Annotated in this window: 17 protein-coding genes; 14 read left to right on the plus strand and 3 right to left on the minus strand. The window is 43.2% G+C overall.

Annotation, left to right across the window (positions count from 1 at the left end):
- Positions 1–101 precede the first annotated feature (101 nt).
- Entirely contained in the window at positions 102–2,321 is a 2,220-nt protein-coding gene (locus AC1TO8_RS15310; protein WP_482056496.1) for an MMPL family transporter, read from the plus strand.
- Positions 2,322–2,436: 115 nt separating this feature from the next.
- Here AC1TO8_RS15310 and AC1TO8_RS15315 read toward each other — a convergent pair whose 3' ends face one another.
- Positions 2,437–2,601 (minus strand): hypothetical protein, encoded by a 165-nt coding sequence (locus AC1TO8_RS15315; RefSeq protein ID WP_482056497.1) that lies wholly within the window; start codon positions 2,599–2,601, stop codon positions 2,437–2,439.
- Between the two features lie 151 nt (positions 2,602–2,752).
- Positions 2,753–4,294, minus strand: a complete 1,542-nt coding sequence (locus AC1TO8_RS15320) for an FAD-dependent oxidoreductase (RefSeq protein ID WP_482056498.1) — start codon at positions 4,292–4,294, stop codon at positions 2,753–2,755.
- A 277-nt stretch (positions 4,295–4,571) separates the two neighbouring features.
- Here AC1TO8_RS15320 and AC1TO8_RS15325 point away from each other — a divergent pair, with 277 nt between their 5' ends.
- From AC1TO8_RS15325 to AC1TO8_RS15370, 10 genes are all read left to right on the plus strand, one after another.
- Positions 4,572–5,510, plus strand: coding sequence for an aldo/keto reductase family protein (locus AC1TO8_RS15325; RefSeq protein WP_482056499.1), 939 nt, complete (start codon positions 4,572–4,574; stop codon positions 5,508–5,510).
- 182 nt (positions 5,511–5,692) lie between these two features.
- A complete protein-coding gene (locus AC1TO8_RS15330) occupies positions 5,693–6,301 on the plus strand; it encodes a hypothetical protein (protein WP_482056500.1) in 609 nt (202 codons plus the stop codon).
- 115 nt (positions 6,302–6,416) lie between these two features.
- Positions 6,417–7,367, plus strand: coding sequence for a DUF2167 domain-containing protein (locus AC1TO8_RS15335; RefSeq protein ID WP_482056501.1), 951 nt, complete (start codon positions 6,417–6,419; stop codon positions 7,365–7,367).
- A 377-nt stretch (positions 7,368–7,744) separates the two neighbouring features.
- On the plus strand, positions 7,745–8,578 hold the full coding sequence (locus tag AC1TO8_RS15340) for a uroporphyrinogen-III synthase (RefSeq protein WP_482056502.1): 834 nt from the start codon (positions 7,745–7,747) through the stop codon (positions 8,576–8,578).
- Positions 8,579–8,592: 14 nt separating this feature from the next.
- Positions 8,593–8,808 carry a hypothetical protein gene (locus AC1TO8_RS15345; protein ID WP_482056503.1) on the plus strand — a complete coding sequence of 72 codons (216 nt, stop codon included), beginning with the start codon at positions 8,593–8,595 and terminating at the stop codon, positions 8,806–8,808.
- Positions 8,805–9,038 (plus strand): hypothetical protein, encoded by a 234-nt coding sequence (locus AC1TO8_RS15350; protein WP_482056504.1) that lies wholly within the window; start codon positions 8,805–8,807, stop codon positions 9,036–9,038. The genes AC1TO8_RS15345 and AC1TO8_RS15350 overlap by 4 nt, the downstream gene beginning before the upstream one ends.
- A gap of 23 nt (positions 9,039–9,061) precedes the next feature.
- Entirely contained in the window at positions 9,062–9,694 is a 633-nt protein-coding gene (locus tag AC1TO8_RS15355) for a ThuA domain-containing protein (protein WP_482056505.1), read from the plus strand.
- Positions 9,695–10,069: 375 nt separating this feature from the next.
- Positions 10,070–10,387, plus strand: a complete 318-nt coding sequence (locus AC1TO8_RS15360; protein ID WP_482056506.1) for a phasin family protein — start codon at positions 10,070–10,072, stop codon at positions 10,385–10,387.
- The gene (locus tag AC1TO8_RS15365; protein WP_482056507.1) at positions 10,387–12,057 is read left to right on the plus strand and encodes an ABC1 kinase family protein; all 1,671 of its coding nucleotides are present in this window, start codon (positions 10,387–10,389) and stop codon (positions 12,055–12,057) included. Before AC1TO8_RS15360 ends, AC1TO8_RS15365 begins: the two co-directional genes overlap by 1 nt.
- A gap of 403 nt (positions 12,058–12,460) precedes the next feature.
- A complete protein-coding gene (locus AC1TO8_RS15370) occupies positions 12,461–14,269 on the plus strand; it encodes a DEAD/DEAH box helicase (RefSeq protein WP_482056508.1) in 1,809 nt (602 codons plus the stop codon).
- Between the two features lie 708 nt (positions 14,270–14,977).
- Here AC1TO8_RS15370 and AC1TO8_RS15375 read toward each other — a convergent pair.
- A complete protein-coding gene (locus AC1TO8_RS15375) occupies positions 14,978–15,340 on the minus strand; it encodes a response regulator (protein WP_482056509.1) in 363 nt (120 codons plus the stop codon).
- A 213-nt stretch (positions 15,341–15,553) separates the two neighbouring features.
- Here AC1TO8_RS15375 and AC1TO8_RS15380 point away from each other — a divergent pair, with 213 nt between their 5' ends.
- The 3 genes from AC1TO8_RS15380 to AC1TO8_RS15390 all read left to right on the plus strand — a co-directional run bounded on the left by AC1TO8_RS15380 (position 15,554) and on the right by AC1TO8_RS15390 (position 17,881).
- Positions 15,554–16,441: an ABC transporter ATP-binding protein gene (locus tag AC1TO8_RS15380; protein ID WP_482056655.1), complete on the plus strand. Its 888-nt coding sequence runs from the start codon at positions 15,554–15,556 to the stop codon at positions 16,439–16,441.
- Between the two features lie 43 nt (positions 16,442–16,484).
- Positions 16,485–17,282, plus strand: a complete 798-nt coding sequence (locus AC1TO8_RS15385; protein WP_482056510.1) for a hypothetical protein — start codon at positions 16,485–16,487, stop codon at positions 17,280–17,282.
- A gap of 122 nt (positions 17,283–17,404) precedes the next feature.
- Positions 17,405–17,881, plus strand: a complete 477-nt coding sequence (locus tag AC1TO8_RS15390) for a glutathione peroxidase (RefSeq protein ID WP_482056511.1) — start codon at positions 17,405–17,407, stop codon at positions 17,879–17,881.
- The last annotated feature ends 45 nt before the right edge of the window (positions 17,882–17,926 follow it).

Here is a 17,926-nt window from a genome sequence, read left to right on the forward strand (position 1 = left end):
GATTGATAATTAACCAACCGGTATATATAATTATATCGATTATACAGGGAACCGTCATACATTACATACTTTTTAAAAAAAGGATTCAAGGAGGATCATACATGAAACAGCATTTAGGATACGGTAGATGGGTTACGGGCAAACGAAGTAAGTGGGTTACACTCTTGGTCTGGATTATGGTCGTAGGAGTACTTACCATTGCATGGCCTAGTGTCGGTAGTGAGGAGATTAACAACTCTCCTAATTTGAAGGAACATGTTGCCTCTGTTCAAGCAGAGGAAATAGCAAATCGGGAATTCCCAGGCGGATCTGGAATACCAGCTCTTCTCGTATGGCATCGTGAAGGAGGTATGACAGACGAGGATATCGTAAAGGTGCAACATCTATATGCATTATGGGGATCCACCCCATTGCCGTATCAAGATAGTGTTCCACCTTTTGATAAGATGCCACTGCCTGCATTGAAGACACTTCTTTCCGAAGATCAGAGCACCCTAGTTACACCGGTTTTGTTCAGTAAAGGGGTGGAAAGTGATCAATTAAAGGAAGGAGTGGAACAGATCAAGGCGCAGGCGACGGATGAAATGGGAAGTGATCCATTCGCTGTAAGTCAAGATGAAGGGAGTCAACTAAGGGCTCGGGTCACAGGTCCTGTCGGTATTTCAATTGATGCAGTAGGATTGTTCAAGAATGCTGACTTTAAGCTCATGTTGGGGACGGTCATTCTAGTGCTATTCTTCCTACTTCTTATATATCGTTCTCCTGTCCTTGCATTGATTCCATTGATTGCTGTTGGGTTTGCTTACGGTCTGACTAGTCCTATCCTTGGGTTCATGGCAAGTAAAGGCTGGATTGTTGTAGATTCACAAGCGATATCGATCATGACCGTACTGCTATTCGGTGCAGGAACGGATTATTGTCTATTCCTTATCTCGCGCTTCCGCCAAGTGCTAAAGCATGAAGAGAGCAAGGGGAAGGCATTGTTGAAGTCCATCACGGATGCCTCAGGAGCCATTGCTATGAGTGGGTTTACGGTCGTTCTTGCTTTGTTTGCTCTTCTTCTGGCTGAGTATGGCGCTTACCACCGCTTCGCTATACCATTCAGTGTCTCTATTCTAATTATGGGTGTAGCGAGTCTAACATTAGTACCTGCATTACTTGCTATCTTAGGACGCACCTCATTCTATCCATTCATTCCACGTACTTCAGAAATGGAGGTGGAACGTGCTCGCAAGAAAGGTCAACCAATACCTATCCGTAAGGCTGATCATGATAGCCGAATAGGTCGGCTGGTTGTCAGCAAGCCTTGGACGGTTGTAATCGTTACTGTTGTACTGCTCGGAGGATTGGCTACCTTTTCAACTCAAGTAAGAACGACGTATGATCTTATGTCTACTTTTCCGAAAGATATGGCTTCAAGAGAAGGCTTTGATTTAATAGGTGACAAGTTTACACCAGGTGAGCTAGCTCCAGTGAAAATCATGGTGGATACGGAGGGGAAGGAAGATAACCTAGGTGAAAAGTTAGTTGCACTTCCATACGTAGCTGTCGTGTCTGAATCAGCACGAGGAGCGCAGAATCCAAACATCGTTGGTTATGATATAGAGTTGAGTATGAACCCATACTCCTCAGAAGCTATGAATCACATTCCAGATTTACGTATAGTAGCAGAGCAAGCTCTGAAGGATTCAGGTATCGATGCTCCTGTAGATCAAGTGTGGATTAGTGGACAGACCGCTACACAGTACGATACTAAAGTAATGACTGACCGAGATACGCGAGTGGTTATACCTGTCGTGATTGGACTAATTAGCTTATTACTATTGGTCTACTTGCGCTCTATTGTAGCAACCATCTATTTGGTGGGAACGGTCATTCTATCCTATTTCTCAGCGTTAGGCTTAGGTTGGATTATTATTCACTATGGTCTTGGCGCGGATGCCATACAAGGCGCAATCCCTCTTTACTCTTTTGTATTTCTGGTAGCTCTGGGTGAGGATTATAATATCTTTATGATTTCAAGCATCTGGAAGAAGAGCAGACATTTGCCTCTGAAGCAAGCGATTAAAGAAGGGGTAGGCGAGACCAGTTCTGTTATTACTTCTGCAGGTATCATTTTAGCGGGTACATTTGCAGTGTTAGCATCATTACCGATTCAAGCATTAGTACAGTTTGGAATCGTCACGGCTATAGGGGTACTTCTAGATACATTCATTGTGCGCCCATTCTTAGTTCCCGCGATCACTAAGCTGTGTGGACGCGTCGCTTTCTGGCCTGGGAAGTACACAGAGATTGAGCGTCAAGAGGAGCTTAGTCAATAGACGATAAGTTATTGAAACAGTAAAAGATCCCTATGCTATGGGTGATTTTCAAAGAAACGGCTGTGCATACTTTTCCTTAGGTATGCACAGCCGTTTCTCTTTGTAAATTCACATTTTAGTCCTTTTTTGATTCCGTTTCGCTATAGGCTACAGGTTTGGCGACCCAATCATCTGCTTGCGGTTCAATATCAACGCCATTCTCCATTTTCTTTCTTTCCGCAAGAGAATCTCCGTCTTTGTTTTCTTTATTTCGAACTTGATCTTCTGTTTGATGTTCCAATAGGATGCCCTCCCTTTCCAACCTTATTGTTGCTACGACATACTTAGAATAACCCGTTAGACAGGTTATCATACGGGAAATTGAGCGGGTTTGTCATTTATAAACTACATGGCATACCTTAAGCGAGTTGTGCAAATCTGAATAATATGTTCTAATCCAACTTCTTCAGTGCTTCTTGCGCTGGACCCTCTAATACATTTCCATCATAGCCGAATCTAGAACCGTGGCAAGGACAATCCCAGGTGCGTTCGCCTTCGTTCCATTCTACTTCGCAGCCCATATGTGTGCATGTGGTGTCTACGAGATGCAGTAGGCCTTCGGAGTCGCGGTAGGCGCCAGCTCTTTTTCCATCATGCGTAACGACAGAGCCAGTATCATTCTCGAGTTCATCTACTTTAGTGAAGACAATACCTATCTTACCCGTTAGCATTTCTTTGGCCACATTGGCATTCTGAACGACGAGATTCTTAACACTAGGATTAGCGTTGAAGCGTGAAGGGGTGAAAAGATCAGAAAAGCGGTTATCCTTTCCTAGAATTTGATCAGTAATGATCCTAGCGGCTACGGCGCTGGTTGTCATTCCCCACTTAGCAAACCCAGTTGCTACATAAATACCCTCATCTTTCGATGTGATCTGACCAATATAGGGTACTTTATCGAGTGTGACCAAGTCTTGCGTAGACCAACGGAAAGGGATTCCTTGATTCCCTAACAACTTTGCGCCGAACTCCTCTAAATTCTCATAATGGCGGTAGGTGCAAATCCCCTGTCCAGTCTTATGGCTTTCTCCGCCAACGAGAACGAGTTGTTCTCCATTCCATGAGGCGGATCTGACAGAACGCGTTGGCTCATCGACGCTGATATACATCCCGCCTGCAAAAGGTGTCTGTGGTTTCATAGCAATCACATAAGATCGTTCCGCATGCAGACGTGAGAAGAAGAGTCCGCCCCCATCACTGAATGGAAAGTGGGAGGCTGAGACGATATGTTGACAAGTAATGTTGTGATCTCCGTGAAGGGTTGAGAGAGTGAAGGGACGTTCCCCTTCTAACCGTTTACTCACGGTTGTGTTCTCATAAATAACTCCACCTGCTTTGATAATAGCATCCACTAAAGCTTTTAAATAAGCTAAAGGATGGAACTGGGCTTGTCCGGGTAGTTGAATCGCTCCCTTTATATGAAGCGGGACAGGTACATTATCTTTCCACTGACCAGGAATACCTAGTTTCTCATATGCTTTAAACTCTTTCTTAAGCTTGGCAATCGCCTGACTACTTTCCGCATATAAATAGGCATCCTCCTGTTGCCATTCACAGTCTATATTAAGCTCCTTCACAGTCCGTGCAATCCATTCGAGGGCATCATGGTTAGCCTGATAGTATTTGGAGGCTTGAGCTTCTCCGAGATGTTGTATTAATTCGTCATAAATCAAGCCGTGCTGCGCAGTAACTTTAGCAGTCGTATGTCCAGTAGTACCTTGTAATATTTGGCCTGCATCCAATACAGCGACTTTGAATCCTTCTTTAGATAACAAATAGGCTGTAGTGATCCCTGCAATCCCAGCTCCTACAATCGCTACATCCACGGTGATATCTTCATTTAATCGGGGGAAACTGGGCACTTCTGTTGAGACTCTCCATAGAGACTCAGGATATTGAGGTAATTGTTGTGTAGATGGTGTTGGGTTATTCACATTAGGCCCCTCCAAATGATGTAGTGTTTGGGAATTAGTGTGCCTTAATATTGGTTAATTATTACTGTTATTAAAAATATAAGGAAAGTTGAGTTTTGTGAAGATAGTGTTTCTAGATTTGAATCACGTGTATCCAGCATCAGTAAAGGTGGAGCAATTGAGATTCGACTTATCTCTTTGATTTTGAGTATACCTTCCAAAGCACATGCGGAATGTTTACAATAAGGTTGTACCACAGAACGACTATAACATATGTTTAGAGGAGGATAAGACGATCATGAAATACCGGAGACTTGGAGCAAGCGGATTGAAGGTCAGTGAGATCAGTCTGGGCAGTTGGTTAACTTACGGTGGATATGTGGAACAAGAGAATGCCGTTAAGGCGATTCAAGCAGCATATGATGCAGGGGTCAACTTCTTCGATACGGCTAATGTATATGAACGTGGAGCGGCGGAACAGTTACTAGGCCCAACGCTTAAGGCATATCCTCGAGAATCATATGTATTGGCTACGAAAGTATTTGGTACTATGGGAGATGGACCTAATGATTCAGGGTTATCCCGTAAACATATTATGGAGCAATGTCATGCGAGTCTGAAGCGTCTAGATACAGATTATATTGATATCTATTATTGTCACCGCTTTCATCCAGAGACTCCAATAGAAGAAACATTACGTGCACTAGATGACTTAGTGCGTCAAGGTAAAGTGCTTTATGTTGGTGTGAGTCAATGGACGGCGGCGCAGATGGAAGCAGCACTTGCTGTAGCTGACCGTTATTTGCTAGACCGTATCGTTGTGAATCAACCCCTTTACAATATGTTCGAGCGCGAGATCGAGAAGGAGATTATTCCACTCGGTGAGAAGAAGGGTATCGGACAAGTCGTATACTCACCATTAGCACAAGGCTTATTGACGGGAAAATATAGTTCTGCAGGTAACATTCCAGAGAATAGTCGTGCTGCTAAGCTTGGATGGAATGAGGATAAGATCAGTGATGTACGGATTGCCAAAGTTCAACAACTTGAGATCATAGCGAAGGAACTAGGTATACAAGTCGGCCAGTTAGCGCTCGCTTGGATACTTCGTCAGGATAACGTATCTAGCGCCTTGGTTGGGGCAAGTCGCCCCGAGCAAGTAGTGCAGAATGTGAAAGCTTCGGGTATTACATTATCGGAAGATGTGCTTACGCGAGTTGAGCAAATACTAGCGTAAAGTGCGAGTCCAAATATAATATATCAATTTAAAGGCCCTTGTAATGATACATGAAAGCGTATCGTTACAAGGGCTTTCTGTATTGTCCTGAGACTAAAGTCCAGTATCGAGCTAGACCTCGGACAGTTATATCTAAGATATCCTTTTGATACACTGGATAAATGAAGAATGACTACGATGAGGTGGACAGAATAATCAGAAATATAGAGGATAAACATGCGGAGAGTAGCGTATATGTATTGTTGACCGATACCGGTACCATGTTCACAACGTTGATTAAGAAATTTACAGCAGCTCCTTATAATCATGCATCTTTCGCACTGGACTTAGAACTGAAAGAGTTGTTCAGCTTCGGACGCAAGCGTCCAAACAATCCTTGGGCTGGAGGCTTTGTCGAAGAGGATGTCTATGAGGGAACCTTCCGTCACTTTCCTAGTACTCGCTGTGCACTGCTCCGATTACAGGTGTCGAAGGAGCAATATATTGATGCGATTCGAATTGTTCGGGCCTTTCAGAAGGAGAAGCAAGCATATCGATATAATCTCATTGGATTAATAGGTGTACTGATGAATCGTAACTTAGAGGCGAAGAATGCCTATTTCTGCTCACAATTCGTGGCCGAAATACTTAGAAATATAGGGCTTCATCTATGGGAGCGACCGTCAACACTAGTAACGCCTAACGACTTTCTATGTCATCCAGCTTTTGAAATAATGTACGAAGGCCCCCTTTATGATTATTCGCTACTCGATAGAGAGAGGTTAGGGTACAAGCAAGTTGTGATGGCATAGAAAGTCCCCCTTTTCATAGGTCTTAAGGAGGAAATATTTCAAATCTATTCAATATTAGGTTATTCTCACCGATATTTAGTTACTGTTGGTAAATAATAACTAGGGGAGATTATTGGTGAGAAATCGTAGAGATGGAAGATTTAGAACGGCAGTTCGAACAGGCTTTAACATGGCATTGGCTTTCATGATGGTATTAAGCGTCATGATGAGTGTTACAAGTGTAGTTCATGCGGAAAGTACAGAAATTAATTGGGTAGAGGGCACAGGGCAAGAAGTAGAACTTGGCACGATAGCAACACTTACATTACAGCCGGGTCTGATATTTCTAGACAAAGATGATACGGTGGCTAATGAGCTATCCTACGGTGGAGTCCCAAGTTACAAGGAGATTGGATCTGTTTTTCCATTGGATGAGAATGAAACATGGGCCGTGTTCTTTGATTATGATGATGTTGGCCATATTGCTGATGACGAGAAGAACGATATCGACGCGGATGCATTGCTCCAAAGTTATAAGGACGGAACGAAAGAAGCCAATAAGGAAAAAGAAGAAGCAAACCACTTATTCGTAGATCGTTGGGACGTTCCACCGACCTATGATGACAATCTACATAGTTTGAAATGGTCACTTCTTGCTCATGATAATAATAATGAGACAATTATCAATTACAATGTTCGTATATTGACGAGAGAAGGCTATATCTCTGCTGTCCTCGTATCGGATCCTGAACACTTGGCTGAGGATCGTAAGTCATTTGAGAATATCGTATTATCCAACTTTTCGGTGAATTCAGGTCAGGGTTACGCAGACTATGATAAGTCGACTGATAAATTGGCTGAAATGGGACTTAGCGGACTCATTGTGGGTGGAGCTGGATTAGTCGTGGCGAAGAAGGCAGGATTAATTGCTATGCTTGTCGTATTTCTCAAGAAGTTTGGGATTATAGTAGTAGTTGCTATCGGTGGATTATTTAAATTTCTGCGTGGAAAAGGTAAGAAGAAAGATACGGACATGACCCCGAATCATGATGGGGATGTTCCAGTGGATTCTGATCATAGATCCTAAATAAACGATAGAATAAACATGACGGGTCACCCGTCATGTAAATAGATCGAACGAAAGTCTATACAGAACAACTCAAGAGCGCCCCCGATTAATTATCGGAGTGCGCTCTTAAGTTGTTGATTGAAAACAACATAAAAAAACGTTCTCTTTGGTAAATGGAAGCATTCGCAACCAATTCAAAAGGAGCGCTTTTTTCTTTTTGGTGTATTAACTCAATTAGAAATTTGTCATAATTTATCCTAGAGTGTCTTTCTATGAAATAATAAACACGCGAGGATAAAGATGGTATAATTAAACACATAATGGTGTATCGGTAATCATGTAGCGACGTATAGAACAATGTAACTTTCACTAGAGATGATAAGGAGACAATATAAATGGCTCAGAATATGCAGGGCAAAGTTATTGCCATAGCTGCTTCTCGTAAAGTTTCTGAAATGGCGAAATTAGTGGAGAACATGGGAGGATCATCGCTTCTTCGTCCTGCGCAAGGAACGGTATATCTGGATGATGAGAAGCTTCGCGAGGGAATCACTTCATGGATAGAGCATCCACCGCAGTGGGTTATCTTCACGACGGGGACAGGTCTCGAAGCACTATTTAATATGGCAGAGAATATGGGAGTAGCAGACGAGTTTCTTGAAATACTATCGAAATCATCCATAGCTGCTCGTGGTTACAAGACGGCGAATGCTTTGAAAAAACGCGATCTAATGATTACGGTTAGAGATGATGATGGAAGTAGTGCAGGCCTGATTCGTTCATTTAAACCGCATCATCTTGAAGGGGCTAGTGTCATTCTACAGCTACACGGTGAATCCGCACCAAAGCTTACGAAGTGGCTAGAAGAGCAGGGAGCAACAACGACATCATTATTACCATATCGTCATGTGCCACCAGAAGAACGTCAATTAGAGCAACTCTTTGAAGATATTGTGCAGGCCAATGTGGATGCTGTGACCTTCACTAGTGCACCACAGTTTCATTTCTTAATGGCGTATGCTCGTGAACATGATGGAATGACCGCAATGCGGAAGGCGTTCGAAGGACCTGTTGTGGCCGTGGCCGTAGGTAAGGTTACAGCTCAAGCGCTACTGGACGAAGGAATTGAACGTGTTGTCATTCCGGAAGAAGAGCGTATGGGTAGTATGATGGTAGCACTGGGACGTTACTTCGCTGCACAGCCGCTTAGTCATCTTAATTTAGATTAAGTAGGGTAACGAGAATGGTAACAACGGTGTGTGTAACTGGAGCAGACAGAGGTGTAGGTCTAAGTCTGGTTAGGGAATTGTTGGAGCGTGGGATGCACGTATTTGCAGGTAAATATCTCGGAGAAATGAAATGCCTAGATAAACTGAAGGAGCAATATCCAGATACGCTTCAGTTGGTTATGTTAAACGGAATAGCTGGTTTGCCTATTGCATGTCCAAGTCGGCATTGAATATGCAATCTCAATTGATCCATAATGGAATCAGGGATGTAGGTGGGCAGGTGCATGTCATTCATCTGGGCTGGGTGCAGACGTATATGAACGGGAAGCTCGATCAACAAGGCGAATTAACACCAGTTCAGTCTGCATCGCATATTATGGAGCTTCTATTAAGAAATGATGAATTTAAAGGAGAGCGTGCTGTTTTTGTGGACTATAAGGGACAATCACTTTCCTGGTAATAATTAAGGAGGAATAAATGAATATGAATACAACGAAAAAATGTTTATTGCTTGGGGATTATACACATCCTAAGTTTCATCCGCTACAAGGGGTGGATGCGCAGATTAGCCATATATTAAACGATGTGATGACGGTTCAATGCAGTGAGAATAAGAATATGTTATTGGACAGCAATATTAAGCAATTCGATCTTTGCATTTCCTATATTGATCTATGGGATGAGAAAGTCTCTCCTAAGCAAACAGCTGGGTTACTGTCTTATGTTAGTCAAGGTGGAGGTCTATTCGTTATCCATAATGGCATATCTATTGATGGGCGTTTCGAATTAGCTCAATTAATAGGTGGGAAGTTCACCGGACACCCGCCATATCAATCTCTTACTTTCCGCACAAGTGGAAATGACCATACAATTATAGAAGGAATAGAACCTTTTACAATAGAAGAAGAACCTCATCAATTTGAATTCAATCCATTTACGGAGAAGCAGATTCTATTAGAGTATCAGATGGATGACCAATGGTACCCAGCAGCATGGAGCCTTACTTACGGGCTAGGACGTGTAACATTCTTGATGCCTGGACACCATGAACCTACATTTAAACAACCTGAATTACGGAAGTTTATTCTTCAAGCAGCCGAGTGGACTTCTCGTTAAGGCCGAGTACACTTCTTGGTAATATTCGATGTCGAATACGCTTCTTGTTATACAACGTGATCACAATCTGACTTTTTGAACATCCTTATTTTTAGTGAGAGTTCAAAAAGTTAGATTTTCAGCACCGAGAAGATTGAATGAAGATAGGGAGTGAGGAGCGGAGCGTAGGCAGTACCTACGTGAGCACCTGAAATGTTTCCGGAGGAAACATACTTCGAAAGCATACGCTAGGACCGGCTGAATTCAATCTTCGATGTCGAGTACACTTCTTGGTATACGTCGTGATCAAAAGCTGATTTTTTGAACATCCTTTATAGTAGGAAGTCTTTTCAGAGTATAATAAGGCTGTTAGTAGCCATCGGGAGGTAATAAGTTATGAGTGATCTATTTAAGAAAGCTATATCTTTAGGTTTGGGTCTAACTGTGGTGAGCAAGGAGAAGGTTGAGAAGATCGTAGAAGAACTTGTAACCCGTGGTGAACTTGCACCCGATGAGTCGAAGGCGTTGGTGAACCGACTTATTGAACGGGGAGAGGAAGAACAAGGTCAGATCAAAAACGTCATACATGAGCAGGTAGACCGTATTCTGAAAGAACTTCATGTACCTACAGAGAGTGATGTGGCTGGTTTAGAGCAACGGATTGCTGCCTTGGAGAACCGAATTGCGGAGCTGGAATCACCGAAGGCTGAATAATGGCTATACGTATTAGACATACCGGACGTTATCGAGAAATTGCCATGGCGTTGATACGCCATGGTTTTGGTTATATGGTGGAGGAAATTGAACTATTCCAATTCCTTACGCTCCCACGGCGCTGGATTACACATGAATCGTTGGAGACTAAGACGCTAGGAGAGAGGATTCGGCATGTTTTAGAGGATTTGGGGCCGACCTTTATTAAGTTGGGTCAATTGGCAAGTACACGAGCTGACCTACTTCCAGATCCGATCATTCAGGAGCTGGTGAAGCTGCAAGCTCAGGTTCCTTCTTTTTCATCAGAAACGGCCAAGGGAATACTTAGTCAAGAATTAGATACAACGATTGATGAGGCCTTCTCTTGGTTCGAGGATACAGCGATTGCAGCTGCTTCCATTGGACAAGTTCATTTGGGCAAGCTTAGAAGTGGAGAAGCCGTAGCTATTAAAATACAGCGCCCAGGTGTTGTGAAAATGGTTAGCCGGGATCTTGATATTATTAGTGATCTAGCTATCGTAATTGAGAAGCGCTGGGAATGGGCGAAGCAATATCAATTGACCCGCATCGTACAGGAATTATCTAAGTCTATGATGGCTGAGCTGGATTACAGTCAAGAAGCACGAAATACAGAGAAAATAGCACTGCAATTCCAGAATGATCGCCATATCTACATTCCTCAAATCTATTGGGAGCTTACATCTTCGCGGGTACTTACGATGGAATATATAGATGGTATTATGGTAAGGAATAAGGATGAACTTCTAGACAAAGGCTATGTTCTGAAGGAGATCGCTGAACGTATTACCAATGGAATGCTCCATCAGATTTTTATAGAGGGTTTCTTTCATGGTGATCCTCATCCAGGTAACATTTTAGTTAGGAAGAATGGGAGTATTGCCTTCATTGATTTCGGAATGGTTGGTCGGATAAGTACAGAGATGAAGGAGCATCTATCTGCTCTAATTATTGCATTGATGCGTAAAAATAGTGAGGGTATGGTTCGTGCTATTCTCAAACTGGGCTTATTTCCAGATGAGGGAGAGATAGCAGCTTTACGAGCGGACCTGGATCGATTGCAAGAAACATATTATGACATCCCTTTTGCGGAGATCAGTATGGGGAAGGCGTTAAATGATCTATTTGGCGTAGCTAGACAACATCAGATAATCATACCTCCAGACCTTACACTTCTTGGAAAGGCATTACTGACGCTAGAGGGTGTTGTAGAAAGTTTGGACCCATCTTTAAGTATTATTGATATGGCGGAACCTTTTGGGAGGAAACTTGCGAAGGAACGCTTTAGTACAGAGAACTTAAGGAAGAAATTATTTGGGGGATTAGGCGGTTTGCTTGAAGGGGTATTGGATCTTCCTGGACAAGCTCGCCAATTGTCATCTCTTATTAGTAAAGGCAAATTGAAGCTTGAGATTAGTGTGCCTGAACTTCAAGCGTTGATGCATAAGCTTGATCAAGTTAGTAATAGGCTATCTATAAGTATCGTTTTACTTGCATTCAGTATTATTATGGCTGGACTCATTATCGGTGCTGCTATGAATAATCAATCGTCGATATTGTGGCAATTTCCTGTGATTGGGATTGGGTTCACCGTTGCTTTATTTATGTTTCTATGGTTGCTGTATGGAATAATCAAATCAGGGAGATTTTAGGTTAATACTTGTTGGGTGATTAGCCATATTATAGTTCAAGTTTAATTGAAAACGGCCTTGTCGTCTTAAATGACGGCAAAGCCGTTTCTACTTGAGTGCTAGCGTGTTACAATGGGGGTTAAGTTCAATATAAAAAGTGATACGAAGTATCGCTAGCATCGGAAGTATAAACTTCTTAATATAGGTTCGAGTTCAAAGAGTTAGGTTTTCAGCACCGAGAAGATTGGATGAAGGTGTCGAATACGCCTCTTATTATACTTCGGGATCAAAAGATGACTTTTTGAACTTCCTCCATAAGGAAGTCACAGCCGTTTCTAATTGTGAAAGTGATCTGTATATGTTGTAACTTATAAAGAACAGTAAGAAGAGTTCGTTTAAAAATAAATAGAACGAGGTGAAGAGTTTGCCCAAATTTCAAAAGTTAGGCATTACGGCAGAGTTAGATAAGCTTATTCAGAATCAAGGTATAACAGAACCAACACCAGTACAACATGAAGCGATTCCGTTGCTACTAGCAGGAAGAGATGTCATCGCTCGAGCTCGTACGGGAACAGGAAAGACACTAGCATTCTTGTTGCCAATATTGATGAAGATTGATCCGGATCGTCAATTTCCACAAGCTCTGATTGTGGCTCCAACACGGGAGTTGGCACTGCAAATTACGGAAGAAGCACGGAAGCTAACTAGGCATACAGAAGTTAAAATCCTTGCAGTTTATGGAGGACAAGATGTTGAGAAACAGCTACGTAAGCTTGAGGGCGGACGCCATCTCATCATAGGTACGCCGGGACGTTTGTTGGACCATCTAGGACGCGGTACGTTGGATCTTGGTGGAGTGAAAATGCTAGTATTGGATGAAGCGGATCAAATGCTCCATATGGGTTTCTTGAACGATGTTGAGACGCTGATCCAAGCACTCCCATATCGCCGCCAAACGATGCTGTTCTCAGCAACGATGCCTTCTGAAATCAAAAGAATTGCTGGCGCTTATACGACGGATGCCGAAGATATTATTATTAAAGGTGAGAATTCACTGGTGCCGCTCGAGAATATTCGTCAAGTGGTTATCGAGTGTTCTGACCGCAACAAGCAAGATGCGTTGATCACTATGATTAATGAATATAATCCTTATTTGGCGCTGGTGTTCTGTCGTACGAAACGTCGTGCGAAGATACTGAATACGGCACTGCGAGACAAAGGATATAATTCGGACGAGCTTCATGGCGATCTTTCACAAGCAAAAAGAGAATCCGTGATGCGTAAATTCCGTGAGGCAAAGTTACACATTCTAGTTGCAACAGATGTAGCGGCACGCGGATTGGATGTTGAAGGTATTTCACATGTATTTAACTATGATATTCCTCATGATGTTGATAGCTATATTCACCGGATTGGTCGTACAGGCCGAGCAGGAGATAAGGGGCTTGCTATTACGTTAGCGGACCCTAAGGATAAGCCAGAAGTTCAGCGTATTGAGCTCGAAATTCATCATAATATTGAAAAGCTACGTTATGAGAATAATGATGGCAAGATTGAATTCAAGAAAATGAGCACATTCAATTCCTCTGGGAAAAAACCTAAAGGTGGCCGCGACGGCGAACTTAGTTCCCGCGGTAAGTCTGGTGGTCGCGGAGGCAAATCCCTCGGTGGAACTGGACGACGAGGCGAAGCCGGCAGTGGCGGAGCGGGCATTGGCGGAGCAACACGCGGCAGCGAATCGCGTGGCGGAGCAGCACGCAGTAGTGAATCGCGTGGCGGAGCAGCACGCGGTAGTGAATCGCGTGGCGGAGCAGCACGCGGTAGTGAAACGCGTGGCGGCGCAGCACGCGGTAGTGAATCGCGTGGCGGAGCAGCACGCGGTAGTGAAACGCGTGGCGGCGCAGCACGCGGTAGTGAATCGCGTGGCGGAGCGGCACGCGGTAGTGAAACGCGTGGCGGCGCAGCACGCGGTAGTGAAACGCGTGGCGGCGCAGCACGCGGTAGTGAATCGCGTGGCGGCGCAGCACGCGGTAGTGAATCGCGTGGCGGAGCAGCACGCGGTAGTGAAACGCGTGGCGGCGCAGCACGCGGCAGTGAAACGCGTGGCGGAGCAGCACGCGGCAGTGAAACGCGTGGCGGAGCAGCACGCGGGGGCTACGGTTCATCGGCGGGGCGTTCTTCTAGCCGAAGCTCCAGTGGTGGCGGAAGTAAAGGCTATTCGCGTAAGAAATAGGTACCAACCTAATTGAAGGAGAGAGGGATTCGATTCCCTCTCTCCTTTTTTTGACTTTACATCCCAGCATATATAACTTTTCAATGGTCCAATCCCTTCATAGTTAACCATACTGTCTAATAGATGCCTACAGTACACTTAATTCAGAAGGAAATGTAAGGGAGGGAGAAATAGTTGCATAAACAACAGTTAAAAGTGGGGGATACGATGAAAAGTGCTAATTCTTCAGTAACTAGATGTACTAATGCAACTAAAGTTAGTCCCAGGGGAATTTGGCCCAATTTAAGTGTTCTTTATACAACTATTGGTGATTGAAGAAGGCAGGAGGTGGCTATGAGTAGTATTGGTGATTGAAGGAGGCAAGAGGTACCAATGAGTAGTGTTGGTGTTGATGATTTATAGGGAAGTAGAAGCCCCTCAGAATAGAACAAAAGTAGGGGGTGGATGAAGCTAAAGGTTCATATGCCACCCATAACTATGGATGTGTCCATTCTAATTCCACCACCATAAGAACTCTTTCATCGAGGGCACCGACTGGTGTTCTTCTTTATGGTTACGACAAAGTTGATAATGCTTACTACTACGACATCTTGGATGAGGTGAAAACTTCGCGTCATCACATGATGTGTTAGAGGAGCAGCTACGGCTTAAAGATAAGGAATTTCACATAACGAGCTTGTTTGAAAGGTCAACTTTTCGAACAAGCTCTTAACCGTTAAGAATCTTTTGAATAGCTCCTATGACACGCTGTTCCTCAATAGGTTTGACGATAAAGTCTTTGGCACCTGCCCGTATGGCTTCGGTAATCATTGACTGTTGACCTAGCGCAGAGCAGATCAGGATATTAGCTTTTGGATCAATATTAATGATTTCCTTGAGTGCCGAGACCCCGCTCATTTTAGGCATGTTGATATCCATTGTGACTAGGTCTGGACGCAGTTCAGAATATTTCAGAATAGCTTCATATCCATCTTCTGCTTCTGCAATGACAGTGTGTCCCATATTCAAGATGATTTCCTTAAGTATCATTCGCATAAATAAAGCATCATCAACCACGATAATATTTGCCAAGTTAGTTCCTCCGTATTGTAATAAGATGAGAGAATGATTCCATACAAATGATGTAGTCTTACTTATTATATATCGTCATCTATCGCTTCGTATGTAACTAATATAATAAACCTTGACTTCGATAATGATTCTCAATATCATATAGTTATTGAAAGTTAAATGTTTGAATCAAATATTTTGAGTGATATATCCTTGGAAGAAGAGGGTGAAGAGTTGTTTCGTCTAAATACAGTTCAATTGGAAATAGCATATGAGCATCGCACCATTGTAGAGGATTTGAACATACAAATTCCCGATGGGCAAATTACAGCACTTGTCGGGGCCAACGGCTCAGGTAAATCAACGATACTTAAAGCCATGGCGCGGATCATGCAACCTAAGGGTGGAAGTGTTCTGCTAGATGGTAAGTCTATTCATAAACAGTCTACACGAGAAGTTGCTAAGCAAATGGCTATTCTACCGCAGAATCCAACGGCTCCAGAGGGTCTGACCGTAGCGGAACTTATATCCTTTGGTCGATTCCCATATCAGAAGGGGTTCGGTTCTCTTAAGCCAGAAGATAAGGAAATGGTTCAATGGGCTATAGAAGTGACTGGGATGACTGAATTTCATGATCGTCCGATTGATCACTTGTCAGGTGGTCAACGTCAACGTGCATGGATTGCGATGTCATTGGCTCAAGATACGGATATATTATTTTTAGATGAACCGACAACATTTCTAGATATGGCTCACCAGTTGGAAGTACTTCACTTATTGGAGGATTTGAACCGTACAGCCAAACGTACGATAGTGATGGTTGTGCATGATTTAAATCATGCTTCTCGATATGCCCATCATATGATTGCTATTAAGCAGGGTAAAGCGGTGGCATCTGGCTCGCCTGTAGAGGTCATGACAGCAGATGTATTGCGAGAGGTATTCGGAATTGAAGCTGATATTGTTGTGGATCCACGCTCAGGGCTTCCACTTTGTCTTCCATATGCACTTGTTGGTCAGTCGATGGGAGCTGAGCATATGAACCGTTCCACTCTTCAAAAGACAGAAATATTGAAGGATGATCTTCGCACGAATGACATTCGCAAAGCTTCAGGTAACTAAATGAACTGGATTTGTAAGGTATCTCTAATAGGAGGGGATAAATGTGTTGCAGATCGACTATACATTACTTGAGCAGCATGGAAACATTACAACGATTGCTCCTCCTGAAGTTGTACTCACGAAGTCTGCTGTGGAGCTCACGGATCCTAGTGTGGCTCGTCTTTTCCTGGAAACTTATGGAGATATAATTAAAGCGCAGGATTTAAATGCCGCTGCAACCTTTTTTGCAAATTGGATTAGAGGATTGACAATGGCCCAACAATATATGGTTTCCTTGTGTAGTAGACAAGTCGATTTATCCATAGAGAATTTAACGGTTCACATTCTGATGAGGAATGGATATGCCAACATTTGCTTTCAACTAAATGATGCTACAGAATATGTGCCTGATGCAGGTCAGCATGAACGCTTTCGTAACCTTACATTAGAGAGATTCTATGGCACTACAGTCACTCCATTGATGGAGAGTATGGCGAATGCAGGAAGTGCTCCGTTGGGTCAGCTATGGGGGCAATTGCCTCTGACGTTGTGGAGTTTTACACAGAAGATGCATTCTATGGTAACAGATGAGGTAGATCAACTCCGTATTGATGAGGATTATCTGTACATAAGAAACGAGATGTCACCAGAGACTTTTAAACGTAAACGGAATCCCTTCGAGATGAAGTTTAGAGAGATTGATAACCCGTATAACCCATCTGAGCCATATTGGATTAGACCTGCATGTTGTCAAGCGTATCGGATTGGTGAGTGCACCTATTGCTACGTGTGTCCTAAACTTACCCGTGAACAAAGAGAGGTTAAGAAGGCAGAAATCGAAGCGGCGGTAGCATCCCGTTAATATTCTCGTAAGTCATATGACTCATTCATTTGGGAATATGGCTTTTTTCCTATATGATGAAAAGGATAGATTGAATAGGTAAAGTTCAATTTGTTCATTTCACGAAAGCGAGGGTACCCAATATGTCAGTTTACGAGTTTTCAGCAGTTACTCCTGCGAACAAAGAGGTGTCATTGGAGCGATATAAAGGTAAAGTTCTCATTATCGCTAATACAGCTAGTAAGTGTGGATTAACGCCACAGTATGGAGATCTTGAAAAGTTGTACACAGAGTACCATGAACAAGGGTTGGAAATTCTAGGATTCCCATGTAATCAGTTCGGGACTCAGGAACCAGGAACCAGTGAAGAGGCAGCAGATTTTTGTCAGGTGAACTTTGGTGTAACTTTCCCAATCTTCGCTAAGGTGGACGTCAATGGTGAAGGAACACATCCACTATTTCAGTACTTGAAAGAACAACAACCAGGTGAGGGTGAAGATGCCCATATTCAATGGAACTTTACTAAATTCTTAGTGAACCGTGAGGGGAAAGTAGTTGGACGCTTCGAACCGAAGACATTGCCAGAAACGATGACCCAGGATATTGAAAAATTACTTTAACAGGTTTAGAGAATAAGGTAGACACATATATGGGGCCTAACGGTA

Source organism: Paenibacillus sp. Y859, from assembly GCF_056786405.1.